This is a genomic window from Methylococcus sp. ANG, from assembly GCF_040730495.1.
Classification (GTDB): domain Bacteria; phylum Pseudomonadota; class Gammaproteobacteria; order Methylococcales; family Methylococcaceae; genus Methylococcus.
Genome location: NZ_CP160399.1, coordinates 333035 through 354798 on the forward strand (window position 1 = coordinate 333035; position 21764 = coordinate 354798).

Annotated in this window: 25 protein-coding genes, 1 other RNA gene and 1 pseudogene; 11 read left to right on the forward strand and 16 right to left on the reverse strand. The window is 62.6% G+C overall.

The genetic code is table 11. The features are described 5' to 3' along the window. Positions 1 to 5: 5 nt before the first annotated feature. Positions 6 to 995, reverse strand: a complete 990-nt coding sequence (gene epmA, locus ABZN20_RS01555; RefSeq protein ID WP_367026571.1) for an EF-P lysine aminoacylase EpmA — start codon at positions 993 to 995, stop codon at positions 6 to 8. After that, positions 985 to 1551: an elongation factor P gene (efp, locus tag ABZN20_RS01560; RefSeq protein ID WP_218806389.1), complete on the reverse strand. Its 567-nt coding sequence runs from the start codon at positions 1549 to 1551 to the stop codon at positions 985 to 987. Before efp ends, epmA begins: the two co-directional genes overlap by 11 nt. Before the next feature lie 100 nt (positions 1552 to 1651). On the opposite strand from efp, the gene epmB reads away from it, so the two are divergent. Continuing rightward, positions 1652 to 2623 (forward strand): EF-P beta-lysylation protein EpmB, encoded by a 972-nt coding sequence (gene epmB / locus ABZN20_RS01565; RefSeq protein ID WP_367026572.1) that lies wholly within the window; start codon positions 1652 to 1654, stop codon positions 2621 to 2623. On the opposite strand, the gene ABZN20_RS01570 is transcribed toward epmB, so the two are convergent. Both ABZN20_RS01570 and ABZN20_RS01575 read right to left on the reverse strand, forming a co-directional pair. Then, positions 2616 to 3512 carry a 5'-nucleotidase gene (locus ABZN20_RS01570; protein ID WP_367026573.1) on the reverse strand — a complete coding sequence of 299 codons (897 nt, stop codon included), beginning with the start codon at positions 3510 to 3512 and terminating at the stop codon, positions 2616 to 2618. The two genes, epmB and ABZN20_RS01570, sit on opposite strands and share 8 nt — an antisense overlap. Beyond that, positions 3509 to 3661 (reverse strand): hypothetical protein, encoded by a 153-nt coding sequence (locus ABZN20_RS01575; protein WP_367026574.1) that lies wholly within the window; start codon positions 3659 to 3661, stop codon positions 3509 to 3511. The genes ABZN20_RS01570 and ABZN20_RS01575 overlap by 4 nt, the downstream gene beginning before the upstream one ends. Here ABZN20_RS01575 and ABZN20_RS01580 point away from each other — a divergent pair. Continuing rightward, positions 3660 to 4094 (forward strand): hypothetical protein, encoded by a 435-nt coding sequence (locus ABZN20_RS01580; RefSeq protein ID WP_367026575.1) that lies wholly within the window; start codon positions 3660 to 3662, stop codon positions 4092 to 4094. The two genes, ABZN20_RS01575 and ABZN20_RS01580, sit on opposite strands and share 2 nt — an antisense overlap. A 35-nt stretch (positions 4095 to 4129) precedes the next feature. Here ABZN20_RS01580 and ABZN20_RS01585 read toward each other — a convergent pair whose 3' ends face one another. The 8 genes and pseudogenes from ABZN20_RS01585 to ABZN20_RS01620 all read right to left on the reverse strand — a co-directional run bounded on the left by ABZN20_RS01585 (position 4130) and on the right by ABZN20_RS01620 (position 9254). Continuing rightward, the gene (locus ABZN20_RS01585; RefSeq protein WP_218806394.1) at positions 4130 to 4474 is read right to left on the reverse strand and encodes a histidine triad nucleotide-binding protein; all 345 of its coding nucleotides are present in this window, start codon (positions 4472 to 4474) and stop codon (positions 4130 to 4132) included. Positions 4475 to 4502: 28 nt separating this feature from the next. Then, positions 4503 to 5099, reverse strand: a complete 597-nt coding sequence (gene recR, locus ABZN20_RS01590) for a recombination mediator RecR (RefSeq protein WP_218806395.1) — start codon at positions 5097 to 5099, stop codon at positions 4503 to 4505. Between the two features lie 6 nt (positions 5100 to 5105). Continuing rightward, positions 5106 to 5429, reverse strand: a complete 324-nt coding sequence (locus ABZN20_RS01595; protein WP_218806396.1) for a YbaB/EbfC family nucleoid-associated protein — start codon at positions 5427 to 5429, stop codon at positions 5106 to 5108. Positions 5430 to 5432: 3 nt separating this feature from the next. Beyond that, complete coding sequence (dnaX, locus tag ABZN20_RS01600; RefSeq protein ID WP_218806397.1) at positions 5433 to 7073, reverse strand: DNA polymerase III subunit gamma/tau; 1641 nt, start codon at positions 7071 to 7073, stop codon at positions 5433 to 5435. Between the two features lie 36 nt (positions 7074 to 7109). Further along, an RNA gene (gene ffs, locus ABZN20_RS01605) (signal recognition particle sRNA small type) lies at positions 7110 to 7206 on the reverse strand. A 362-nt stretch (positions 7207 to 7568) separates the two neighbouring features. Further along, positions 7569 to 7715: pseudogene (locus tag ABZN20_RS20065) on the reverse strand (transposase zinc-binding domain-containing protein); the annotation flags it as partial. Positions 7716 to 7825: 110 nt separating this feature from the next. Continuing rightward, a complete protein-coding gene (locus ABZN20_RS01615) occupies positions 7826 to 8797 on the reverse strand; it encodes an ATP-grasp domain-containing protein (RefSeq protein ID WP_367026576.1) in 972 nt (323 codons plus the stop codon). Between the two features lie 148 nt (positions 8798 to 8945). Continuing rightward, complete coding sequence (locus tag ABZN20_RS01620; RefSeq protein ID WP_367026577.1) at positions 8946 to 9254, reverse strand: hypothetical protein; 309 nt, start codon at positions 9252 to 9254, stop codon at positions 8946 to 8948. Between the two features lie 170 nt (positions 9255 to 9424). Between ABZN20_RS01620 and ABZN20_RS01625 the strand changes: the two genes are divergently transcribed. Further along, positions 9425 to 10021 (forward strand): DUF4202 domain-containing protein, encoded by a 597-nt coding sequence (locus tag ABZN20_RS01625; protein WP_218806400.1) that lies wholly within the window; start codon positions 9425 to 9427, stop codon positions 10019 to 10021. A gap of 25 nt (positions 10022 to 10046) precedes the next feature. Then, positions 10047 to 11213: a cation diffusion facilitator family transporter gene (locus tag ABZN20_RS01630; RefSeq protein WP_218806401.1), complete on the forward strand. Its 1167-nt coding sequence runs from the start codon at positions 10047 to 10049 to the stop codon at positions 11211 to 11213. Here the strand turns inward: ABZN20_RS01630 and ABZN20_RS01635 are convergent. Next, entirely contained in the window at positions 11188 to 12465 is a 1278-nt protein-coding gene (locus tag ABZN20_RS01635; protein WP_367026578.1) for an NAD(P)/FAD-dependent oxidoreductase, read from the reverse strand. The two genes, ABZN20_RS01630 and ABZN20_RS01635, sit on opposite strands and share 26 nt — an antisense overlap. Further along, positions 12462 to 12806: a c-type cytochrome gene (locus ABZN20_RS01640; protein ID WP_255556367.1), complete on the reverse strand. Its 345-nt coding sequence runs from the start codon at positions 12804 to 12806 to the stop codon at positions 12462 to 12464. The genes ABZN20_RS01635 and ABZN20_RS01640 overlap by 4 nt, the downstream gene beginning before the upstream one ends. Positions 12807 to 13128: 322 nt before the next feature. Between ABZN20_RS01640 and amoC the strand changes: the two genes are divergently transcribed. The 3 genes from amoC (at position 13129) to amoB (ending at position 16156) form a co-directional block, all read left to right on the forward strand. Beyond that, positions 13129 to 13911, forward strand: a complete 783-nt coding sequence (amoC, locus tag ABZN20_RS01645) for a bacterial ammonia monooxygenase, subunit AmoC (RefSeq protein WP_367026579.1) — start codon at positions 13129 to 13131, stop codon at positions 13909 to 13911. Between the two features lie 151 nt (positions 13912 to 14062). Continuing rightward, complete coding sequence (gene amoA / locus ABZN20_RS01650) at positions 14063 to 14806, forward strand: bacterial ammonia monooxygenase, subunit AmoA (RefSeq protein WP_218806404.1); 744 nt, start codon at positions 14063 to 14065, stop codon at positions 14804 to 14806. A 105-nt stretch (positions 14807 to 14911) separates the two neighbouring features. Continuing rightward, positions 14912 to 16156 (forward strand): bacterial ammonia monooxygenase, subunit AmoB, encoded by a 1245-nt coding sequence (gene amoB / locus ABZN20_RS01655; protein ID WP_218806405.1) that lies wholly within the window; start codon positions 14912 to 14914, stop codon positions 16154 to 16156. 124 nt (positions 16157 to 16280) lie between these two features. Here the strand turns inward: amoB and ABZN20_RS01660 are convergent, their stop codons facing one another. Both ABZN20_RS01660 and ettA read right to left on the reverse strand, forming a co-directional pair. Further along, a complete protein-coding gene (locus ABZN20_RS01660; RefSeq protein WP_367026580.1) occupies positions 16281 to 17159 on the reverse strand; it encodes an ATP-binding protein in 879 nt (292 codons plus the stop codon). 12 nt (positions 17160 to 17171) lie between these two features. Then, positions 17172 to 18839, reverse strand: a complete 1668-nt coding sequence (gene ettA, locus ABZN20_RS01665) for an energy-dependent translational throttle protein EttA (RefSeq protein ID WP_367026581.1) — start codon at positions 18837 to 18839, stop codon at positions 17172 to 17174. Positions 18840 to 18928: 89 nt separating this feature from the next. Between ettA and ABZN20_RS01670 the strand changes: the two genes are divergently transcribed. From ABZN20_RS01670 to infA, 4 genes are read left to right on the forward strand one after another with little or no spacing between them, the layout of a single operon-like run. Beyond that, positions 18929 to 20077: a GNAT family N-acetyltransferase gene (locus tag ABZN20_RS01670; RefSeq protein WP_367026582.1), complete on the forward strand. Its 1149-nt coding sequence runs from the start codon at positions 18929 to 18931 to the stop codon at positions 20075 to 20077. Further along, positions 20071 to 20778 (forward strand): leucyl/phenylalanyl-tRNA--protein transferase, encoded by a 708-nt coding sequence (aat, locus tag ABZN20_RS01675; protein WP_218806408.1) that lies wholly within the window; start codon positions 20071 to 20073, stop codon positions 20776 to 20778. Before ABZN20_RS01670 ends, aat begins: the two co-directional genes overlap by 7 nt. Beyond that, positions 20748 to 21503, forward strand: a complete 756-nt coding sequence (locus tag ABZN20_RS01680) for an arginyltransferase (RefSeq protein ID WP_367026583.1) — start codon at positions 20748 to 20750, stop codon at positions 21501 to 21503. The genes aat and ABZN20_RS01680 overlap by 31 nt, the downstream gene beginning before the upstream one ends. Positions 21504 to 21532: 29 nt before the next feature. Continuing rightward, positions 21533 to 21751: a translation initiation factor IF-1 gene (gene infA, locus ABZN20_RS01685; RefSeq protein WP_010961043.1), complete on the forward strand. Its 219-nt coding sequence runs from the start codon at positions 21533 to 21535 to the stop codon at positions 21749 to 21751. The last annotated feature ends 13 nt before the right edge of the window (positions 21752 to 21764 follow it).

Genomic DNA, 21764 nt, shown 5'->3' on the forward strand with positions numbered 1-21764 from the left:
CCGGATCAGGCCTTCGCCAGGGGGAACGCCAGGGTGTCGGCGATCGCGTCCAGCCGGTGGAGACCGAGCAGCAGCCGGTCGATTCCGAGGGCGATGCCGGCGCAATCGGGCAGGCCGGCTTTCAGGGCGTCCAGGAGGCGGTAGTCCTTTTCCCGAGCGGGAAGGCCGGCATCGATGCGGGCCGCGATGTCCCGGTCGAAGCGGCGTTCCTGCTCTAGCGGATCGTTGAGTTCGAAAAACCCGTTGCCCAGCTCCATCCCGTCCAGGAATACCTCCGCCCGTTCCACCAGCCGCTCATCGTCCGGCTTGAACCTGGCCAGGGACGGCAGAATCGCCGGGAAATCGCGCACGAACGTGAAACGGTCCCGTCCCAGATGCGGCTGGACGAGATGGCTGAACAGCAGGTCGAGCCAGATCGAGCGGTCCGTTCCGCAGATCGCCGCCGCTTCCTGCAAGCCATGGCTCGCGGCGCAGGCGGCGAAATCGCCGAACCCGGCCTCCAGCGGGTCGATGCCGGCATGCGCCAGAAAGGCCCCGCGGTAACTCAGGTGTTCGGACGGCGCCAGGGGGCGGACGCCTTCGCTCAGCGCCCGCAACAGCGCATCGGTTTCTTCGATCAGTTCATCGAGCCCGAAACCGACCCCGTACCATTCCAGCAGGGTGAACTCGGGGTTGTGGAAGCGGCCGGATTCGTCGTTGCGGAAGGCTTTGCATATCTGATAGATCGAACCGCTGCCGGCGGCCAGCAGCCGCTTCATCGCGAATTCCGGGGAGGTTTGCAGGAACAGCCGCCTCGATGCGCCGCTGCCGTAACCGGTGGAGAAAACGCTCAGGTGCGGATCGGTCACGGTGGCGTGCGAGAGGAGGGGCGTCTCGACTTCCAGCACTTCCCGTTCGGCAAAGAACTGCCGGATTTTCCGCAGGAGTTCCGCCCGCCGGCGCAGCATCGCCGGCGGACAGGACGGACGCCAGTCGGATGGCGCCCTATTTGACACGGGAGACGTATTCCCCCGTGCGGGTGTCCACTTTGATGACCTCGCCGGTCTGGACGAACAGCGGTACCCGGACCACGGCGCCGGTTTCCAGGGTGGCGGGTTTGCCGCCGCCGCCGGACGTGTCGCCGCGCACGCCGGGGTCGGTTTCGGTGATGGTGAGTTCCACGAAATTGGGCGGCTGCACGGCCAGCGGGACGTTGTTGAACAGGGTCAGGATGCAGATGTCCTGTTCCTTCAGCCATTTCTTGGCGTCCGCGACGGCAGTCGGCTCGGCGGCGTACTGCTCGAACGACTCGGGTACCATGAAATGCCAGAGTTCGCCATCGTTATAGAGATACTGCATCTCCACGTCGACCACGTCGGCGGTTTCCAGGGTATCGCCGGACTTGAAGGTCCGTTCGATCACCCGTCCGGTCTTGAGGTTGCGCAATTTGACCCGGTTGAAGGCCTGGCCCTTGCCCGGCTTGACGAACTCGCTTTCGAGCATCGTGCAGGGATCGCCGTCCAGCATCACCTTCATACCGTTCTTGAATTCACTCGTGCTAACAATGGCCATGCATACCTCGGGTCAGTGCATCTGAAAAAAATACAGACCATTATAATGGACCGTTTTTTATCGCGAAACCGCGCAGCCCCGGTCAGGGACGGTAGACGACATGAGTGAGCAATGGCAGGCCGAGCTGGCCGAGGGTTTTGGCAGCGTTCGGGAACTGCTGGATTTTCTGGGCACCACCGTGCCCTTTTCCGCGGAGGCCGCAGAAAGGTTTCCATTCCGCGTTCCGCGTGCCTACGCCCGGCGGATGAGGCCGGGCGACCCCCATGACCCGCTGCTCCGGCAGGTTCTGCCGCGTGCGCAGGAACTGGCGTCGCCCGAGGGTTTCGTCAGCGACCCGGTCGGCGACCGGCACGCCCTCAAGGTGCCCGGCCTGCTGCACAAATACCGGGGCCGGGCGCTCTTGATAACCACGGGGGCTTGTGCGATCCACTGCCGCTACTGTTTCCGCCGCGAGTTCCCCTATGCCGAAAGCCAGTTCACCCGGCAGCGGGAAAAGGCCGCCCTGGATTACATTGCGCGGGATCCGGAGCTTGGCGAGATCGTTCTGAGCGGCGGCGATCCGCTGCTGCTGAGCGACGACCGCCTGGCGCGGCTGACCGGCCAGCTCGCGGCGATTCCGCACTTGCGGCGGCTGCGTATCCACAGCCGGGTGCCACTGGTGTTGCCGTCCCGCATCGATGAGAGATTGCTGGAAGTCCTCTCCAGCCACCGGCTGCGGACCGTGGTGGTGATTCACGCCAATCATCCCCGGGAACTGGACGGCGAGGCCGGCGGCGCGCTGGCCGCCATGCGGCGTGCGGGCCTGATGCTGCTGAACCAGGCCGTGTTGCTGAGGCGGGTGAACGATTCCGTCGGGACCTTGTGCGAACTCAGCGAATGCCTGTTCGAACGGGGGGTGCTGCCTTATTACCTGCATTTGCTGGACCGAGTGCGCGGCACCGCCCATTTCGAAGTTCCGGAAGCGGAGGCCCGGGATCTGCACGAAGCCTTGCGCCGCCGGCTGCCGGGATATCTCGTGCCGCGCCTGGTTCGGGAAATCGACGGGCAGCCGTACAAGCTGCCGGTCAGCTAGGCTGGTTGGCCACGCCATGCGGCACGTGGCCGGTCGCCACATGGCGGCTGGCCGCTTCGCAATTGCTTTTCTGGTCGTCGAAGAAGATGTCCGCGCCGAAAGCGGCCAGGAACTGGCTCTTGTCCCGCCCGCCGAGGAACAGCGCCTCGTCGATCCGGATGTTCCAGGCCCTCAGCGTCCGCACCACCCGCTCGTGAGCGGGTGCGCCGCGGGCCGTCACCAGGGCGGTACGCAGCGGCGAACTGTCGGCATCGAACTGGGTCTGAATGTGATGGAGCACCGCGAGGAAATTCCGGAACGGGCCGCCGGGCAACGGTTCGCGCGCGGTGGCGCGTTCGTTCTCGGAGAAGGCTTCCAATCCCGCCGAGCGGTAGATGCGTTCGGATTCGTCCGAAAACAGCACGGCGTCGCCGTCGAAGGCGATGCGCAACTGGTCGGACTCGCTGCTGCGGGCGGGGGCCGTGATGATGGTGGCCGCCGCCTGGCCGTCGTTGAGCGCGTCGGCGACGTCGCCGGCATCCGCCGATAGGAACAGATGGGCGCCGAAGGCCGCGACGTACTTGAACGGAGACCGGCCGCCGGTAAAGGCCGCGCGGGTGATGTCCAGTCCGTGGTGCTGGATGGAGTTGAAAATCCGAAGCCCCGTGTCCGCGCTGTTGCGCGAGAGCAGGATGACTTCGACCAGCGGGGTGCCGAGCCGGTCGTTCATCGCCAGGAGCTTGCGGACCAGCGGGAAGGCGACGCCCGGCGCCAGAATTTCGTCTTCATGCTCGATCTGGTAGCGGCAATAGCTTTCCCGGCCTTCCTGCTCGAAGATGCGGTGCGATTCGTCGAGGTCGAAAAGCGCGCGCGAGGAGATGGCGACGACGAGGCTGGAGGGCTGGTTCATGGCTTGAAAATCGCAAAGGTTTCGGCGGCGCCGGTATACATTTCGGCAGCGGTGCCGCACAATTGATTGCTTTCCGTGGTGTCTCCCCAAGAGGTCCCCGGATTCCTGGCAAACAGAACAAAAGCAGAACAAAACAAGAGGAGCATCATGCGCCGGAACATCTCCCTCCTATTATTGGTTTTATTCATCGTCGGCCTTTACGTGCTGCAGAACAAGGGCGTGACGCCATTCGTGATGAAGGTTCTTGAATCCGACCTCTTCGACATGAAGGAGGAAGAGGAAGAGCAGCTCGGCAAGGTCAAGAATGTCCGCACCGACTTCGCTTACCTGCATTGCAAGGCCGCGATGCTGGAAGACCACGTGGTGCCAGAGAACTCGGAATTCCTGGATGACAAATACGAAGCCTGGGCTTTGGGCGGCAGAAATTACATTCTGCGGTCCGAGGTGCTGGTCGATTCCGAGCAGGGCCGGACCGCCGAGAAATTCGTGTGCAAACTGCGCATGACGGGCGACGACCAGACCAATCCCGACAGTTGGTCCATCCTCGGCACCGAGCTGAATCCCGCCGACGGCGGCGAATAGGCTTTACCCTTCCGCCCGTTCCGGCTACGGGCGGATCAGCCTGGCGGCCAGTGCAGGCGGCGGCCGCCGAGAACGTGCAGATGCAGGTGGTCGACCGCCTGGCCGGCATCGCCCAGGCAGTTGACCACCGTGCGGTAGCCGGATTCGGCGATCCCTTCCAGTGCAGCGACCCGCTTGACCGTCTCGAACAGCGCCGCGGCCAAGCCCGGCGCATCCGCCGGCAGCTCGTTGAGGTTCGCGACGTGCGCCTTGGGAATCACCAGCACGTGCACCGGCGCCTGCGGATTGATGTCCCGGAACGCCAGAGTCAGCTCGTCCTCGTAGACCACGGCGGGTTTGATTTCCCCGGCGACCATCTGGCAGAAGATACATTGCGGCATGTGCGGCTCCTTGGGTGGATGGGGTTTTTTAGAAATCCTTGCGGCCGTCGAAGGCATGCGAAAGCGTGGCGCCGTCGACGTATTCCAGTTCTCCGCCGAACGGGATGCCGTGGGCGATCCGGGTGGTCCGGACGCCGTGCCGCCGGGCCATGTCGCTGAGGTAATGGGCGGTCGCTTCGCCTTCGACGGTGGTGTTGGTCGCCAGGATCAGTTCCGCGACGCCGTCCTCCTTCAGCCGTTTCTCCAGGACGTCCAGCCCCAGCTCTTCGGGGCCGATGCCGTCGAGCGGCGAGAGCCGTCCGTTCAGCACGAAGAACAGGCCCTTGTAGCCGGTGGAGCGGCTGATCGCGAACACCTCGGCCGGCGATTCCACGATGCAGAGGAGGGACCGGTCTCGGCCGGGATTGGCGCAATGCTCGCACAGTGCGTGCTCGGTCAGGGTGCGGCACTGGCCGCACAAACCCACCTTGTCCAGGGCATGGCGGAGGGCTTCGCTCAGCCTGGCGGCGGCATCGCGGTCGCGCTGCAACAAGTGCAGCGTCATGCGCTGGGCGGTCTTGGGCCCGACGCCGGGCAGACAGCGCAGCGCTTCGATCAGCTCGGAAATGGCGCCGGATTGCCGCATGCGGGATTAGAACGGCATGTTGAAGCCGGGCGGGATGCCTAGGCTTCCCGTCAGTCCTGCCATCTTCTCCTGCTTGAGCTTGGCGACCCTGCGCACGCCGTCGTTGAAGGCTGCGGCGATCAGGTCTTCCAGCACTTCGCGCTCCTCCTGGAGCAGGCTGGGATCGATTTCCACCTTCAGCACTTCGCGCTTGCCGTTCATGCGGATTTTCACCAGGCCGCCGCCGGATTCGGCATGGATTTCGGTCGCCGCTATCTCTTCCTGGGTCTTCTGGAAGGTCTCCTGGAAGCGCTGTGCCTGCTGCATCAGGTTGGCCAACGGGTTTTTCATGGGTTACCTCGGGTTTTCGTGGCTGTCCAGTGGCCGGGTCGAGCCGGCCACGATCTGCGCGCCGAACATGTCCTTCAGGGCGTGGACGGTCGCATCGTTTTCGATTTCGAGTTCGGCCTCGCGCTGCCTCTCCGCCTGCGCGCGCTGGTCGGCGGCGGCGGGCGTTTCCTCCCGCAAGGATTCGCTGCGTATCGTCAACTTGATGGGGCGGCCGAGGAGCTTTTGCAAGGCGGCCTCGAGATTGTTCGTCACCGTTGGCGTGTGGATCTGCGCCTGCCTGGGGTCCAGCGCCAGCTCGCAGGTCTGTTCGGTCAGTGTACGCAGCACGCAATGGCTGGCGAGCTGGCGGGTCATGCCGGCGAGGTTCATGGCCTCTATCATCCGCGGCCAATCCCGGCCTGTGCCGGCCGGGGCAGGCTTCGCGGAGGGTGCTGCCGTTTCGGCGACGGGCGGAACGGCGGCATGACGGGGTCCTTCCGGGATGCTGCGCGGCTCCCGGATGCCGGCATCGGACGGCGTCCGCGCCGCCGGTGGGGCGGTCCTCGGTGTAGCGTCCGCCCCGGAGTGCGGGCGGAAGGCCAGCATCCGTAACAGCAGCATCTCGAAGCCGTCGCGCGGGTCCGGCGCCAGCTGCAGGTCCTTCTGCCCCTGCAGTGCGATCTGGTAGTAGAGCTGGGTATCCTCCGGCGCGAGGCGGCGCGCGAGTTCCTGGACACGCTCGGCTTCGTCGTCGCGGCGGACGGCATCCGGCGCAAACTGGGCGATCGCGACCTGGTGCAGGATCGCCAGCAGTTGCTGCACCACGTCCTGGTAATCCGGAGAGAACTCGGCCAGTGCGGCGGACACCTCGAGCAGGGCGTCGGCGGCGCCGTCGGCCAGCGCCTCGAGCAGGCCGTAGACCGGCTCCCGCGACACGGTACCGAGCATGGCGCTGACGCCGGTGTCGGTGAGCCGGCCGCCGCAGTGCGCGATGGCCTGGTCCAGCAGGCTGAGGCCGTCGCGCATGCTGCCCTGGGCGGCGCGGGCCAGGGCCTTGGCGGCGCCCGGCTCGAACTCCAGATTCTCCGCCGCGAGGATCTGCGCCATCTGCGTGCGGATCTGTTCCGGAGTCAGCCGCTTCAGGTTGAACTGCAGGCAGCGCGACAGCACGGTGACCGGGATCTTCTGCGGATCGGTGGTCGCCAGCAGGAATTTCACGTGCGGCGGCGGTTCCTCCAGGGTCTTCAGCAGGGCGTTGAAGCTGTGCCCGGAGAGCATGTGGACTTCGTCGATCAGGTAGACCTTGTAGCGTCCCTGGTTGGGGGCGTACTGGACGTTCTCCAGGAGTTCTCGGGTGTCCTCGACCTTGGTGCGGGATGCGGCGTCGACCTCGATCAGGTCGATGAAACGGCCCTCGTCCACTTCCCGGCAGATCAGGCAGCGGCCGCAGGGATTCGCCCCTTGGAGGTCTTCGCAGTTGAGCGCCTTGGCCAGAATCCGGGCCAGCGTGGTCTTGCCGACGCCGCGGGTGCCGGTGAACAAATAGGCATGGTGCATGCGACCGGCTTCCAGCGCATGCGTCAGCGCCTTGACGACATGTTCCTGGCCGACGACTTCGGTGAAGTTGTGGGGTCGCCACTTACGCGCAAGTGCCTGGTAGAGCATGGGGTTGCGGCGGAAGAGTAGGGAATGGGTGGCTCACCGCACCAGCCACACCCCGGCACACGAGTCCGCTGCTACCGTTGCTCCCTTCCGGGCCTGGCGGGGTTCACAGCGTATCATTGCGAGGGGACCGATGCGGCTTGCCATAGAATCGGTGAGCCGGCTGCTCATCAGAGAAGGCGCATTATGCCCGTTAACGTGGCGCGACACAAGGACTAGCCGGGTCTGCTGCTGGCCCCGCGCGATGGCGCCGCCGGTCAGGGAACGCCGGATGAGACCGGAAGCCCTCCTCTTTTGCGCTGAACACGCCATCGATGACGCAACAGTGACCGATCTGCCGGGAGCAGATTGGGACCGCGGGGCGACCCGTTGGGTGAAATACCCGGACGTATTTCATCGGTGTGCAGATTGGCATTGAGCGCGGAGCCGAAGCAGTGGACAAACGTCGCCGCACCAAACCGCCGGGCACGTCCAGGCCACGGGAGCGCTGCGCCGCTTCACCCACTGCCGCACCGGCAGCTCGGGAAACACGTGAGCCACCAGAGGTGTCGTCTCGACCATCCGCCGGGTGCTGCACGAGGGGCAGACCCCGCGGCCCTCGCAGCGGAAGGCGACCAGAAAGTCATGCCCGCAGCCGGCCCAGCGCTTGCCCGAAGGCTTCGAGCATGGAGGGACTTCACGAAAATCTCCGGTCATGAGTGCATTCTCCTTTGCTGTTCCTGATGTAAAAACCGGGCGAATTGGGATTTTCTGCACTACTCCACCATCTCGATCAAAAATCTCGCAATCGGTCCCGCGATGTCCAGCCCCGTGAGCCTTTCGAAACCCGCGAACATCGGCGCCGGATTGACATCGAGGATGACGTGGCGGCCGGCATCGGTGCGCTTGAAATCGATACCGGCGAAGGCCAGGTGCATGGCCCGCGCGGTCTTGACCAGGTCGAGGCATTCCTCCGGGCTCAGGGGAGTCGGCGCGAAGTTCTGAGGACCTGTGCGGAAATCCACCCGATCGGTCACCAGCGCCCCGGCGGCGATGATTTGGCCGCCCAGAACATAGGCACGGACATCGGTCCCATGGATGCGTTCCTGGAGCAGGACCGGCGCCTCCGACAACCGGTCCAGGAACTCCGCAGACAAATCGTCTGCGGTGAGCGCCACCGCCTCGCCACCCCCCGCCAGAGGTTTGCAAATCACCTGCTCATGCCGTGCGATAAAGCCTTTCACCGACTCGGAATCATTGCCCGCAAAAGTCGTCGGCACTGGAATCCCCGCCTGTTTCAGGTGGTCCACGGTGTGCAATTTATAGTAATGGCAAAGCAGGGTGCTCAGGGGATTCACCACGGGTTTTCCATGGGTTACCGCCCACCGCAAGAGGCTTCCCAGCATCGAATCCTTTTCCCGCAATGTCCGAAGCTGCAAGCGCAACGGCTCGCCGTCCTTGTGACCGTTGCCGGAATCCTGCTTGTGCCAGTCGTTGCAATGGAGGCTCCGCAGGAAAAAGGCCTTGATCCTGTTCAGGCTTACGGAATCGTACTGCCAGCCGCAATCGGAAAAGCCGAGAGCATGTCGGCGGGGAAATTCCGAAGTATCGATCAGAAGCGGCGGGTGGTCCAATTCGGAGAGGGAATCGCTAAGCCTGACGACTTCCAATTCGGTTGGGCTGCCGAGTATGGCGAAATCATGCGTGGTGACGGCCTGCGATGCCGGTTGAGCGCAAAAACGGTTCACGCCGGTCGCTTTATAAGTTCGGCACAGGACCGGCGTGAACCGTTTACAACGAGCGGCATTGAGATCCGAGTGGAGAAACCGGCTCGGAACCCAATAGCCGTCACGTTGCGGTTTCCTGGAGACGGCTGTTCTGGTGACCCTGGCCTGATTAGAGTGGAATCATTTGCAGATTTCCGGGTCCGCCCTCCTCGCCGAGAGCCATCGTGGTGACCTCGCCCGGACCATTATAGGGCGGATTATAGATCGGATTACCCAGGGGTGGATGCCACCGGTGCCAACCTCCGGAATACTCGGGTAACTCGACTCCTGCCGTCACACCATCGAGCTGCTGCTCGGTCAACTGAATGCCGGATGCGCCTTTCTGAGTATCCGGGGGTGTTACCGCTTCCGCCGGCACCGAAACCAGCAACGGCAGTACCGCGGCAGTGCTTAAGATCAAGCGTTCGTTAGTTTTCATGATGCTTGACTCCGATCGTGAGGTTAAGGATAGGAGTTTCTAATGGGCGCTTCCGCCCATCGGGGAAAAGGGTGCGCCCGTCGTCGGGGTTTGTCAACGACGAGGGAGAGCGCCGGCCCGATGGCGGGTGATACAATCCGCGGCCAGTGTATTCCACGGAGTTGCATCCGATGAGTTCCGACCGTTTCGACCGGGCGCTGCAGGCGATCGACGCCGCCAATGCCCAGGATCCGAATCTCGAGGATTGGGAGGGGGCGCCGCATCCCAAGGAGCTGCTCTACGGCCGGCGGATGACCGAATGCCTGGAACGGAGTTGTCCCGGCGCTTCGGAAGTTTTACGGCTGGCGGCGCGGGGACAGCATATCAGGCGATGGGAGATTCCGCGCAGCGACTATCCCGGCACCCGCGAGGGTTACCTGCGTTGGCGGACCCGCCTGTACGGCTTTCACGGTGACCAGCTCGGGCTGATCATGGCCGGGGTCGGTTACGACGAAGGTTCGATCCAGCGGGTGAAGCGCCTGCTGAGCAAGCGGGATCTGCGCACCGACCCGGAATCGCAGACTCTCGAGGACACGGCTTGCCTGGTTTTCCTCGAGCACTATTTCGCTCCCTTCGCCGCCGGTCACGACGAACCCAAGCTCATCGACATCGTCCGCAAGACCTGGAGAAAGATGTCGGACGCGGCCCGGGCCCGCGCACTGGAACTCGATCTTCCGGGCAATCTCGGCGCCATCGTGGCGAAGGCGCTGGATACCGGGTCTTCCTGAGTCCTCACCTTCCGCGGATATTGCGATGATTCGGCCGGAATCGCTGACCCGGTACGCGTGGCTGTCGATCTTCGTGGCGCTCTTCACCATGGCGGTCAAGGCCGCCGCCTACCAGGTCACGGGATCGGTGGGGCTGCTGTCGGATGCCTTGGAGTCGATAGTCAACCTGTCGGCCGCGGTCGTGGCGCTGGCAATGCTGAGGTTTTCGGCGCAGCCGGCGGACGCGCAGCACCATTTCGGGCACGGCAAGGCCGAGTACTTCGCCAGCGGATTCGAAGGCGTGCTGATCATCGCGGCTGCCGCGGCGATTCTGTTCGCGGCTTGGGACCGCTATCTGCATCCCCGTGAACTGGCTTCGCTCGATCTCGGCCTGGGGCTGTCGGCGGCGGCGGCGGCGGTCAACGGTCTGGCCGGCTGGTTCCTGGTTTCGGTGGGGCGGAAAGCCGGCTCGATTGTGCTGGAGGCGGACGGGAAGCATCTGCTGACCGACGTCTGGACGTCGGTCGGCGTCGTATGCGGCGTGGCGGCAGCCGGTCTCACCGGCTGGCACGATTTCGATCCGGGCGTTGCCGCACTGGTGGGGTTGAACATCGTGTGGACCGGCGCCGGACTCCTCCGGCGCTCCATCGCCGGCTTGCTCGATGCCTCGCTCCCGCCGCAAGAAAACCAGAGGATACGAGGAGTTCTCGAGACGTTCCGCGCGCGTGGCGTCGGCTTTCACGATTTGAGAACCCGCCAGTCCGGAGCGCATCGCTTCATGAGCGTGCACGTTCTGGTACCCGGCGCCTGGACGGTGCAGGCGGCGCACGATCTGGCGGAGGAGATCGAGGCGGCGCTGTGTGCCGCGCTGACGAATCTCACCGTCGTGACTCACATCGAGCCGGTCGAGGACCCGGCATCGTTCGACCATCATGAGCCGTTTCCGGAGATCGTTCCGGAAATCGCGAATTCCCGTTCCGTGCGGGTTTCCCGTCCGTCTCACCGCAAATCGCGGCGGCTCCGGATCGCTTCAGCGACGGGAACGGTCTTGCTCGTGGGCGGCAGTGCTTCCAGCATGGTGGTGTCCGGGGTCTGGATCGATCTTTCGCTGGCCGCGGCCCTGCTCGGTTTCGTCCTGATTCTGGTGGCGCGACGGCGGCTTGGCGCTCGACGCCGGCAGGGCGGCGTCAGTAGCCGAAGACGTCTGCTCTGAAACTGCGCTGCCAGGCCCGGGCATGAATCGCCTCCCGCTTGCGGTCGCCGCCAGGCGGCGTCTCGCCGGTCGATCGGGTCTCGAGCTGGCCGTCGTTTCGCGAGTAGCCGTAGACGCCGGTGATGGAGATGGCTTCGTCGGATGCGACGAAGCTATAGCAGTGGTTGATCAGCAGTGGTTCCGGCGGTGGCTCGCCGGCAAGCGAGGCGACGACGGCAGCCGCGCAGACCTTGGCCTGGGAGTTGGCCGAAAAGGCCGATTTGGGCATGGGGCCCGCCTGGCAGGCATCGCCGATGACGTGGATCGCTGAGTCGTACACAGATGCGAAGCTCAAGGGGTCGACCGGGCACCAGCCGGAGGTGTCCGTCAGACCCGACTGTTCCGCCAAAGCCCCGGCCTTCTGCGGTGGGATGACGTTGAGCACGTCCGCACGGAAGGCGTCGAATTCGGTTTCGACGGTCCGCGCGGCGGCGTCGACCCGCTCCAGCCGCCCCTGTTTTTCCGAGGAAATCCATTCCAGCATGTCTCCATAGTGTTCGCGCCAGGCCTGTTCGAACGCCGGCTGCTTGGAAAACCGGGTCTTGGCGTCCAGTATCAGAATCTTGGAACGGGGTTTGTACTTCTCCAGGTAACAGGCGATGAGCGAGGCACGTTCGTAGGGCCCAGGCGGACAGCGGTAGGGATTGGCGGGCGCGGTGATCAGCACCAGGCCGCCGTCGGGCATCGTGCGGATTTGCCGGGCGAGCATCGCGGTCTGGGGACCGGCTCGCCAGGCATGGGGAACGGTTCGGCTCGCCGCCTCGTCATAGCCTTCTATCGCATCCCAGCGAAAGTCGATGCCGGGAGAGAGGACCAACCGGTCGTAGGGTACCTCGGCACCGTCCGCCAGCACTACGCGCCGTCGCGGCCGATCCAGCCGGGTGGCCTGGGCGTTGACCTTCTTTATATCCAGTTCCCGTCGCAACGAATCATAAGAGCGCACGAGCGTGCCCATGTCTTTGAGGCCGGCGACGGTTTCGTTCGAGCCGGGGCAGGAGAGATAGGTGTCGCGAGGCTCGATGAGCGTGACCGTCAGGTCGGGATTCATCAGCTTCAGATAGCGAGCTGCCGTGGCGCCGCCATGGCCGCCCCCGACGACCACGACCTGGCCGGAGCCGGTGCCGCGACGATACCTGCCGGAAGCGCATCCGCCCAACCCCCAACCCAAGCCGCAGGCCGCCAATAGACGCAGGAATCGACGCCGGGGATTCATGGCCTCTTTCCCAGAAAGCCGGCGATCCCTTCGATTTCACCATCCTTGAGACCGGCTGCGATCCGGTTCATGACGGTGCCCGATCGCTTGCCCTCACGATAGTCCCGCAACATGGACGCTATCTCCTTCGCCTCGAAGCGGCGTGGCGATGTCAGCTCGGAAAGCGGTCCGTTTTCTTGCCCTCCCTCTTCAGCATGGCAGCCGAGACAACCGAGGGCCGCCAAAGCTGTATCCGGGCTTTCGGCGCGGGCGGGGAGACAGAGAGCGACAGCGATCGTACCGACGTGTGCGGACCTCGCAAACGATCGAACGGTACGGCGGGTGTTCAACTGATGACTCACGGCGGGATATCCTGCAAAGATCGGCCTGACCGATTTTATGCAAGCGTGACGATTCGACCAAGCGGCGATTCCATCGAGGATACTGCATTAAGCGCTGCACAACCCATTGATTTATATGGAGCCACCCCTGCGTCAAAATGTCGCAGATTTTCCTTGACAGTTTGATGAAGGGTGATAGACTCCCTCGCACCGACGGACCGGAACCGCCTCTGTTGCGGGACCAATAGAACGCCCGTTAGAGGCAGGAAAGATAGGGAATTAGAGAAGCGGGGTGTCGGCCGAAACGCCGGCCCCTTTCAACCATAACGAGGAGGATAAAACAATGGCAGCAACAACCATTGGTGGTGCAGCCGCGGCCGAAGCGCCGATGCTGGACAAGAAGTGGCTGGTTTTCGCGATTGCTATCTATACCGTGTTCTACATGTGGGTGCGCTGGTACGAAGGCGTCTACGGCTGGTCCGCCGGCCTGGACTCGTTCGCACCGGAGTTCGAAACCTACTGGATGAACTTCCTGTACACCGAGATCGTCCTGGAAATCGTGACGGCTTCGATCCTGTGGGGTTACCTCTGGAAGACCCGCGACCGCAACCTGGCCGCGCTGACCCCGCGTGAAGAACTGCGCCGCAACTTCACTCACCTGACCTGGCTGGTGGCCTACGCCTGGGCCCTCTACTGGGGCGCTTCCTACTTCACCGAGCAGGACGGCACCTGGCATCAGACGATCGTGCGCGACACCGACTTCACCCCGTCGCACATCATCGAGTTCTATCTGAGCTACCCGATCTACATCATCACCGGCTTTGCGGCGTTCATCTATGCCAAGACGCGTCTGCCGTTCTTCGCGAAGGGCATTTCGCTGCCGTACCTGGTGCTGGTGGTGGGTCCGTTCATGATTCTGCCGAACGTGGGTCTGAACGAATGGGGCCACACCTTCTGGTTCATGGAAGAGCTGTTCGTGGCGCCGCTGCACTACGGCTTCGTGATCTTCGGCTGGCTGGCGCTGGCCGTCATGGGCACGCTGACCCAGACCTTCTACAGCTTCGCTCAGGGCGGACTGGGACAGTCCCTCTGTGAAGCCGTGGACGAAGGCTTGATCGCGAAATAAGGAACTGTCAGGCCGGCGGGCCGGTTTTTTGGGGTTCTGGCGACAGGCTCCGTGCCGGTCCGGCGGCCGGAAAGGACTCGCGGCGATGGGTGTCCGGGGTTTTCCCGGGCACCGTCGAAAATAAGAAACGACAAATTTGGAGGTAACTTTAATGAGTGCTGCGCAATCTGCGGTTCGTTCGCACGCCGAAGCGGTCCAGTTGTCCCGGACCATCGACTGGATGGCGTTGTTCGTGGTGTTCTTCGTGATCGTGGGCTCGTACCACATTCACGCCATGCTCACCATGGGCGACTGGGACTTCTGGTCGGACTGGAAAGACCGTCGACTGTGGGTCACCGTGACCCCGATCGTGCTGATCACCTTCCCGGCGGCCGTCCAATCCTACCTGTGGGAACGGTATCGTCTGCCCTGGGGCGCCACCGTCTGCGTACTCGGCCTGCTGCTGGGTGAGTGGATCAACCGCTACTTCAACTTCTGGGGCTGGACCTACTTCCCGATCAACTTCGTCTTCCCCGCCTCGCTGGTACCGGGCGCCATCATCCTGGACACCGTCCTGATGCTGTCGGGCAGCTACCTGTTCACCGCCATCGTCGGCGCCATGGGCTGGGGTCTGATCTTCTACCCGGGCAACTGGCCGATCATCGCGCCGCTGCACGTCCCGGTGGAATACAACGGCATGCTGATGTCGATCGCCGACATCCAGGGCTACAACTACGTCCGCACGGGCACCCCGGAATACATCCGCATGGTAGAGAAGGGCACCCTGCGTACCTTCGGTAAGGACGTCGCCCCGGTATCGGCATTCTTCTCCGCGTTCATGTCGATCCTGATCTACTTCATGTGGCACTTCATCGGTCGCTGGTTCTCCAACGAACGGTTCCTGCAGAGCACCTGATCCTGACAGATCGGGCCGACGCAAGACCCATGTGAAAGACCGCCGTCCGGCTTGGCGACAGGCCGGCGAGTGACCCAACAGCAAGAACTCGAAAGAGGAGAGATCATGAAAACAATAAAGGACCGGATTGCAAAATGGTCTGCAATCGGACTGCTGTCCGCCGTGGCAGCGACCAGTTTCTACGCCCCGAACGCCGCCGCCCACGGTGAGAAATCGCAGGCCGCGTTCATGCGTATGCGTACCATCCACTGGTACGACCTGAGCTGGTCGAAAGAGAAAGTCAAAGTCAACGAAACCGTGGAAATCAAAGGCAAGTTCCACGTGTTCGAAGGCTGGCCGGAGACGGTCGACGAACCGGATGTCGCGTTCCTCAACGTCGGCATGCCGGGCCCCGTGTTCGTCCGCAAGGAATCGTACATCGGGGGTCAGCTGGTGCCGCGTTCGGTACGTCTGGAAATCGGCAAGACCTACGACTTCCGGGTCGTCCTCAAAGCCCGGCGTCCGGGTGACTGGCACGTACACACCATGATGAACGTCCAGGGCGGTGGACCGATCATCGGCCCCGGCAAGTGGATCACCGTGGAAGGCTCCATGAGCGAATTCCGGAACCCCGTCACCACCCTGACCGGGCAGACGGTGGACCTGGAGAACTACAACGAAGGCAACACCTACTTCTGGCACGCCTTCTGGTACGCCATCGGCCTCGCCTGGATCGGCTACTGGTCGCGTCGTCCGATCTTCATCCCCCGTCTGCTGATGGTGGATGCGGGCCGTGGGGACGAACTGGTGTCCACCACCGACCGCAAGGTGGCGATGGGCTTCCTGGCCGCCACCATCCTGATCGTGGTCATGGCCATGTCCAGCGCCAACAGCAAGTACCCGATCACCATCCCGCTGCAGGCCGGTACCATGCGTGGCATGAAGCCGATCGACCTGCCGGCGCCGACGGTGGCGGTGAAAGTGGAAGACGCCACCTACCGGGTACCGGGCCGCGCCATGCGGATGAAGCTGACCGTGACCAACCACGGCAACAGCCCGATCCGGCTGGGTGAGTTCTACACCGCCTCGGTGCGTTTCCTGGATTCCAACGTCTACAAGGACACCACCGGCTATCCGGAAGACCTGCTGGCCGAAGACGGTCTGAGCGTCAGCGACAACAGCCCGCTGGCCCCCGGTGAGACCCGCACGGTCGACGTGACGGCGTCCGACGCGGCGTGGGAAGTGTATCGTCTGTCCGACATCATCTACGACCCGGACAGCCGTTTCGCCGGTCTGCTGTTCTTCTTCGACGCTGAAGGCAACCGTCAGATCGTGCAGATCGACGCACCGCTGATCCCGTCGTTCATGTAATCGTCCAAGGGGGGGCCTTCGGGACTCCCCTTCCGGCGGTGAAAGCAAAAACCCCCGGCCGGTGACGGTCGGGGGTTTTGTTTATGGAGAATTTTGTTCTGGACGGAGCGCGGAGAACTTCCGGTCAGGCTCCGAGAGCCGTCCGGCCACACCAGTCGCGTGCGAATTGCCAAGCGACTCGTCCGCTACGCGAACCGCGAGTGAGCGCCCAGCGTAATGCCTCCGTCCGGATGTCATTCCAATGGGTTTTCAGGTCGGGAGCTCCCAGTTTCGCCAGCCAATATTCGACCGTCGCCAAATAGTCGTCCTGGGAGAACGGATGGAACGATAGCCACAGGCCAAATCGCTCGGACAGCGATATTTTCTCCTCGACCGAATCGCCAGGGTGGATTTCATTTCCAGCGGGACGCGTCTCCAGGTTCTCCGCCATATATTCCGGTAACAGATGCCGGCGGTTGGATGTGGCGTAAATCAGCAGATTGGCGCTCAACACACTCGTCGAACCGTCCAGCACCGATTTCAGAGCCTTGTAGCCGGGTTCTTCACTTTCGAATGACAGATCGTCGGAAAACAGAATGAAGCGCTCGGGGCGGTCGTGGATATACTCGAGTATCTCCGGCAATTCCTCGAGATGGGCTTTGTCTACTTCGATGAGGCGGAGTCCGGATTCGGCGTAATCGTGGAGCAGCGCCTTGACGAGGGACGACTTTCCTGTTCCCTTCGAGCCCCAAAGCAGCGCATTGTTGGCTGGCAAGCCTCGGAGAAATTGCCGGGTGTTACGCTCCAGCGCCGTTTTTTGGCGATCGATGCACAAAAGATCGCAGAGGCCGATGTCATGAGGTCGCCGCACGGGCCTCAAAGCTGGTTCGCAGCCGCCTCCGCTCCAACGATAGGCTTTGTACGTCCAATCGATAGCCGAAGGAACCGGCGGCGCGAGGCGTTCCACGGCGTCCGCCAGCCTTTGCAACGCCGCCAGCACGAGATCGGAGCGGTCCGGTGCCATTCGGCGGATGACTCAGGCGTCGATTCGCTTGTACTTGATCCGATGCGGAGTGTTCACTTCGTCGCCGAGGCGGCGGCGACGGTCCGCCTCGTAATCGGCGTAATTGCCTTCGAACCAGACCACTTCGCTTTCTCCTTCGAACGCAAGGATATGAGTGGCTATGCGGTCCAGGAACCAGCGGTCATGGGAGATCACCACCGCGCAGCCGGGAAAATCCAGCAGGGCATCTTCCAAAGCCCGGAGCGTTTCGACATCGAGGTCGTTGGTGGGTTCGTCGAGCAGCAGGACGTTGCCGCCGCTGCGGAGCAGCTTGGCGAGGTGGACCCGGTTGCGTTCGCCGCCCGAAAGTTCGCCGATGCGTTTCTGCTGGTCCGAACCCTTGAAGTTGAATCGTCCCACGTAGGCGCGCGAGGGCGTTTGATAGGTTCCCACCGTAATCATGTCCAGACCGTCGGAAATTTCTTCCCAAACGGTCTTATTGTCGTCCATATGTTCACGAAACTGCTCGACATAGGCCAGTTTGACCGTTGGGCCGACGCGGATGGAGCCTTGATCCGGCGATTCGAAACCGGCGATCATGCGGAACAGCGTGGTCTTGCCGGCGCCGTTGGGTCCGATCACGCCGACGATGCCTCCCGGAGGCAGCCGGAAACTCAGGTTTTCGACCAGAATACGTCCGCTGAATCCCTTGCATACGCCTTCGAATTCAACGACCAGATCGCCGAGGCGAGGGCCTGGCGGAATGTAGATTTCCTTGGTTTCATTCCGCTTCTGTACATCGTTCTGGCTCAGTTCATCGAACCTGGCCAAACGCGCCTTGCTTTTGGCGTGTCGGCCTTTCGGATTGGATCTTACCCATTCGAGCTCCGCCTTCATGGCTTTCATGCGGGCGGTTTCCTGCTTTTCTTCCATCTCCAGCCTGGCTTCCTTTTGTTCCAGCCAGGAGGAGTAATTGCCTTCCCAAGGAATTCCGCGGCCCCGGTCGAGTTCGAGAATCCAGCCAGCCACGTTGTCCAGGAAATAACGGTCATGGGTGACGGCGACGACCGTTCCGGGATAGTCCTGGAGGAACCTTTCCAGCCAGGCCACGGATTCCGCGTCGAGATGGTTGGTCGGCTCGTCGACCAGCAACATGTCGGGGTTGGACAGCAGCAGGCGGCACAGGGCAACGCGGCGGCGTTCGCCTCCGGAGAGTTTGGTGACGTCGGCATCCCAGTCCGGGAGTCTTAACGCATCGGCGGCGACTTCCAGTTTCCGGTCCAGCTCCCAGGCGCCGGCGGCATCGATCTTGTCCTGGAGTTCGGCCTGTTCGGCGAGGAGCTTGTCGAAATCCGCGTCCGGGTCGGCGAAGGCGTTACTGATTTCGTTGAACCGGTCCAGGAGGGCTTTGGTCTCGGCGACGCCATCCTCGACGTTTCCCCGCACCGTTTTTGCCGGATCCAGTTGCGGTTCTTGCGCCAGGTAGCCGATCTTGATGCCGGGTTGCGGCCGTGCTTCCCCGTCGTATTCCTTGTCGACGCCCGCCATGATGCGAAGGAGGGTGGATTTTCCGGCGCCGTTGAGGCCGAGCACGCCGATCTTGGCGCCCGGGAAGAAGGAGAGGGAGATGTTTTCCAGGATCGTCCGCTTGGGGGGAACGATCTTGGAAACCCGATTCATGGTGTAAATATATTGTGCCATCTTGAGTGCGTTATGGGACTTTTGATCATAGTATTATTTCACGTTCGCACCCGTGAGGGACAGGCTTGCTTGAGGGGCTAGGACAGCGGATGAACGCTGAACTCAGCGTACGTGCACATTCGAGACTGGCAGAGGTGCCGGCGAAGCAGTGGGACACATTCGGCAGTCCCGACGCACCGCTGAGCCACGAGTTTCTCTCGGCGCTGGAGGAGACCGGTTGCCTGGGTGAAGCCGTGGGCTGGATTCCCATGCACCTCTCCTTCGCTGCGAAGGGCGGGGGGGGTCCGTTCGCCGCCATGCCCGCCTACATCAAAACCAATTCGTTCGGCGAGTTCGTATTCGATTGGGCATGGGCCGAAGCGCATTCGCGGGCCGGTCAGGCGTACTACCCGAAGTGGGTGATCGCGTCGCCCTTCACACCCGTCACTGGCCGGCGTCTGCTGGCGCCTGCGGAGGTGCCGGATTCTTCACGGGAGGCGATGCTGGAACGTGCCGTCAAAGCGGGCGAGGCCGTCGGCGTCTCGTCCATGCATTGGCTGTTCTGTACCGATCCGGTGCTGCTCGAAGCGCCGATGCTCGTTCAGCGCATGGGGTGCCAATTCCACTGGCATAACGCCGGTTACAGAGACTTCGCGGATTTCCTGGACCGCTTCAATGCGAAAAGGCGAAAGGAGCTGAAACGGGAGCGGCGTCAGGTCCTCGATGCCGGGATAGAAATCGAAAGGATCGCCGGAAGCCAAGTGGACGCTGCGATTTGGAACCGGTTTCATGCCCTGTATCGGAGCACATTCGACAAGCACGGCAACTATCCGGCCTTGAGCGCAGGCTTTTTTCACCGCATCGGCGAGACCATGGGCGAAAAGATCATGCTCGTCCTCGCAAGACGGAAGTCCAATCTGGTCGCCGCCGGTTTCTTTCTCGTGGGCGAGGACACCTTGTACGGCCGCTATTGGGGGGCGTCGGAGGACGTGCCTTCTCTCCATTTCGAGGTTTGCTACTATCAGGGCCTGGAGTTTTGTCTGGAGCGGGGTCTCAGTTGCTTCCAGCCCGGCGCCCAGGGGGAGCATAAAGTCAGCCGCGGCTTCGAGCCTACGCCAACCTGGTCGGCGCATTGGATTGCCGATCCGCGTTTGCGGGCGGCGATTGCGCGTCACGTCGAAGCCGAGCGTCTGCATATGGAAGGTTACATGCAGGCGCTCGAATGTCGGCTGCCGTTCAAAAAGGAATCCGGATGCTGACCCTCATCGATTCCAACGACGAACAGCAAGCGTTCCCTCCCCCTGACAGGGCATTGAAGGAGCCGAACGGTCTCCTTGCGGTCGGCGGTTCGTTGAGTATCGCTCGCCTGGAACTCGCCTATCGGCGCGGGATATTTCCCTGGTACGGTGAGGGCGATCCGATTCTATGGTGGTCGCCCGACCCCAGGCTGGTATTGTTTCCAGCGAATCTGCGGATTTCGCGGAGTCTGCGCAAGACCTTGCGCCGGCGGATATTTCAATTCAGCTTCGATCGTGCTTTTGGGGCGGTGATAAGGGCTTGCGCGGAGCCGCGTGGGAAATCGGAAGGAACCTGGCTGAGCGCCGACATGCGGTCGGCCTACGTCGCCTTCCATCGCGCCGGTTTTGCACACTCTTTCGAGGCCTGGCAGGACGGCTGCCTGGTGGGAGGGCTATACGGAGTGGCGATGGGGCGGATCTTTTACGGAGAATCGATGTTCCACCGCGTGACGGATGCCTCGAAGGCGACGCTGGCGTTTGCGGTGGCCTGCCTGTCGGACTGGGGTTACTACATGATAGACTGCCAAGTTTACAGTTCGCATCTCGCCAGTCTAGGGGCATCCGCCATTCCGCGCAGCGAATTTCAGGCCTTGGTATCCGAATATTCGGAAATGCCCGTTAATCCTGAAGCATGGAAACATGCGCCGGCGGACTTCCCTTGAACCCGGAACGGGCGGTGCTTTGGACGGGCCCTGACCATCCGTGCAGCTACTTGCCGGGGCGGGACGCGCGCTTTGCCTATGTTTCGCCGGATCGGCCGCTTTCCCCGCAAAGCTATCGTGGGCTGCTGGAACGGGGGTTCCGGCGCAGCGGAAACTGGGTGTACCGGCCGTGCTGCATCGGCTGCAGCGCCTGCATTCCGGTGCGCCTTCCCGTGAAGGATTTTCATTTGACTCGCGGTCAGCGGCGCATTCTCAAGCGGAATGCGGACATCGAGATTCATGTTTCTGCCGCTCGCTTCGACGAGCGGCAGTTTCGGCTTTATGTCCGATATCTGGCGGTGCGGCACCCCACCGACACGCCAGTATCGCGAGATGACTATTGGTCGTTTCTGGGGAGCTCCTGGGCGGAAACCCGCTTCGTGGAGTTTCGCTCACGCTCGGACTTGCTCGGCGTGGCGGTCGTCGACCACGTGCCCGGAGCCATGTCCGCCGTATACACCTTTTTCGACCCCGATGCCGCGGCGCGAAGTCCGGGCTCGCTGGCCATTTTGTGGCAGATATCGGAGGCCCGGCGGCTGGGACGGGACTGGCTATATCTCGGCTATTGGATCGACGGTTGCCGCAAGATGGAATACAAGGCGAAGTACAGGCCCTTGGAAGCGCTTGTCACGGATCGATGGCGCAGATTCGAAGTGGATGAGCCGCTACCTTCGAGCGTGCTATAATTAGGGAAATTTTTTTACCCTGCGAACAGATGTCGAAAGAAGATCATATCGAAATGGAAGGCAAGGTGATTGAAACCCTGCCCAACACGACTTTCCGCGTTCAGCTGGATAACGGGCATGTAGTCATCGCCCATATTTCCGGCAAGATGCGGAAAAACTATATCCGGATTCTGACCGGCGACCGCGTCAAGGTCGAACTCACCCCGTACGACCTGAGCAAGGCTCGTATCACCTTCCGCCATCGCTAGCGCCAGCCCGTGA

Excerpts from the sequence above, each read along its gene's own strand:
- efp (WP_218806389.1), bottom strand. The coding sequence starts at position 1,551 with ATGGCCATTGTTAGCACGAGTGAATTCAAGAACGGTATGAAGGTGATG.
- epmB (WP_367026572.1), top strand. The coding sequence starts at position 1,652 with ATGAGTGAGCAATGGCAGGCCGAGCTGGCCGAGGGTTTTGGCAGCGTT.
- ABZN20_RS01570 (WP_367026573.1), bottom strand. The coding sequence starts at position 3,512 with ATGAACCAGCCCTCCAGCCTCGTCGTCGCCATCTCCTCGCGCGCGCTT.
- ABZN20_RS01580 (WP_367026575.1), top strand. The coding sequence starts at position 3,660 with ATGCGCCGGAACATCTCCCTCCTATTATTGGTTTTATTCATCGTCGGC.
- ABZN20_RS01575 (WP_367026574.1), bottom strand. The coding sequence starts at position 3,661 with ATGATGCTCCTCTTGTTTTGTTCTGCTTTTGTTCTGTTTGCCAGGAAT.
- ABZN20_RS01585 (WP_218806394.1), bottom strand. The coding sequence starts at position 4,474 with ATGCCGCAATGTATCTTCTGCCAGATGGTCGCCGGGGAAATCAAACCC.
- recR (WP_218806395.1), bottom strand. The coding sequence starts at position 5,099 with ATGCGGCAATCCGGCGCCATTTCCGAGCTGATCGAAGCGCTGCGCTGT.
- ABZN20_RS01595 (WP_218806396.1), bottom strand. The coding sequence starts at position 5,429 with ATGAAAAACCCGTTGGCCAACCTGATGCAGCAGGCACAGCGCTTCCAG.
- dnaX (WP_218806397.1), bottom strand. The coding sequence starts at position 7,073 with ATGCTCTACCAGGCACTTGCGCGTAAGTGGCGACCCCACAACTTCACC.
- ABZN20_RS01620 (WP_367026577.1), bottom strand. The coding sequence starts at position 9,254 with ATGAAAACTAACGAACGCTTGATCTTAAGCACTGCCGCGGTACTGCCG.
- ABZN20_RS01625 (WP_218806400.1), top strand. The coding sequence starts at position 9,425 with ATGAGTTCCGACCGTTTCGACCGGGCGCTGCAGGCGATCGACGCCGCC.
- ABZN20_RS01630 (WP_218806401.1), top strand. The coding sequence starts at position 10,047 with ATGATTCGGCCGGAATCGCTGACCCGGTACGCGTGGCTGTCGATCTTC.
- ABZN20_RS01635 (WP_367026578.1), bottom strand. The coding sequence starts at position 12,465 with ATGAATCCCCGGCGTCGATTCCTGCGTCTATTGGCGGCCTGCGGCTTG.
- amoC (WP_367026579.1), top strand. The coding sequence starts at position 13,129 with ATGGCAGCAACAACCATTGGTGGTGCAGCCGCGGCCGAAGCGCCGATG.
- amoA (WP_218806404.1), top strand. The coding sequence starts at position 14,063 with ATGAGTGCTGCGCAATCTGCGGTTCGTTCGCACGCCGAAGCGGTCCAG.
- amoB (WP_218806405.1), top strand. The coding sequence starts at position 14,912 with ATGAAAACAATAAAGGACCGGATTGCAAAATGGTCTGCAATCGGACTG.
- ABZN20_RS01660 (WP_367026580.1), bottom strand. The coding sequence starts at position 17,159 with ATGGCACCGGACCGCTCCGATCTCGTGCTGGCGGCGTTGCAAAGGCTG.
- ettA (WP_367026581.1), bottom strand. The coding sequence starts at position 18,839 with ATGGCACAATATATTTACACCATGAATCGGGTTTCCAAGATCGTTCCC.
- ABZN20_RS01670 (WP_367026582.1), top strand. The coding sequence starts at position 18,929 with ATGAACGCTGAACTCAGCGTACGTGCACATTCGAGACTGGCAGAGGTG.
- aat (WP_218806408.1), top strand. The coding sequence starts at position 20,071 with ATGCTGACCCTCATCGATTCCAACGACGAACAGCAAGCGTTCCCTCCC.
- ABZN20_RS01680 (WP_367026583.1), top strand. The coding sequence starts at position 20,748 with ATGGAAACATGCGCCGGCGGACTTCCCTTGAACCCGGAACGGGCGGTG.
- infA (WP_010961043.1), top strand. The coding sequence starts at position 21,533 with ATGTCGAAAGAAGATCATATCGAAATGGAAGGCAAGGTGATTGAAACC.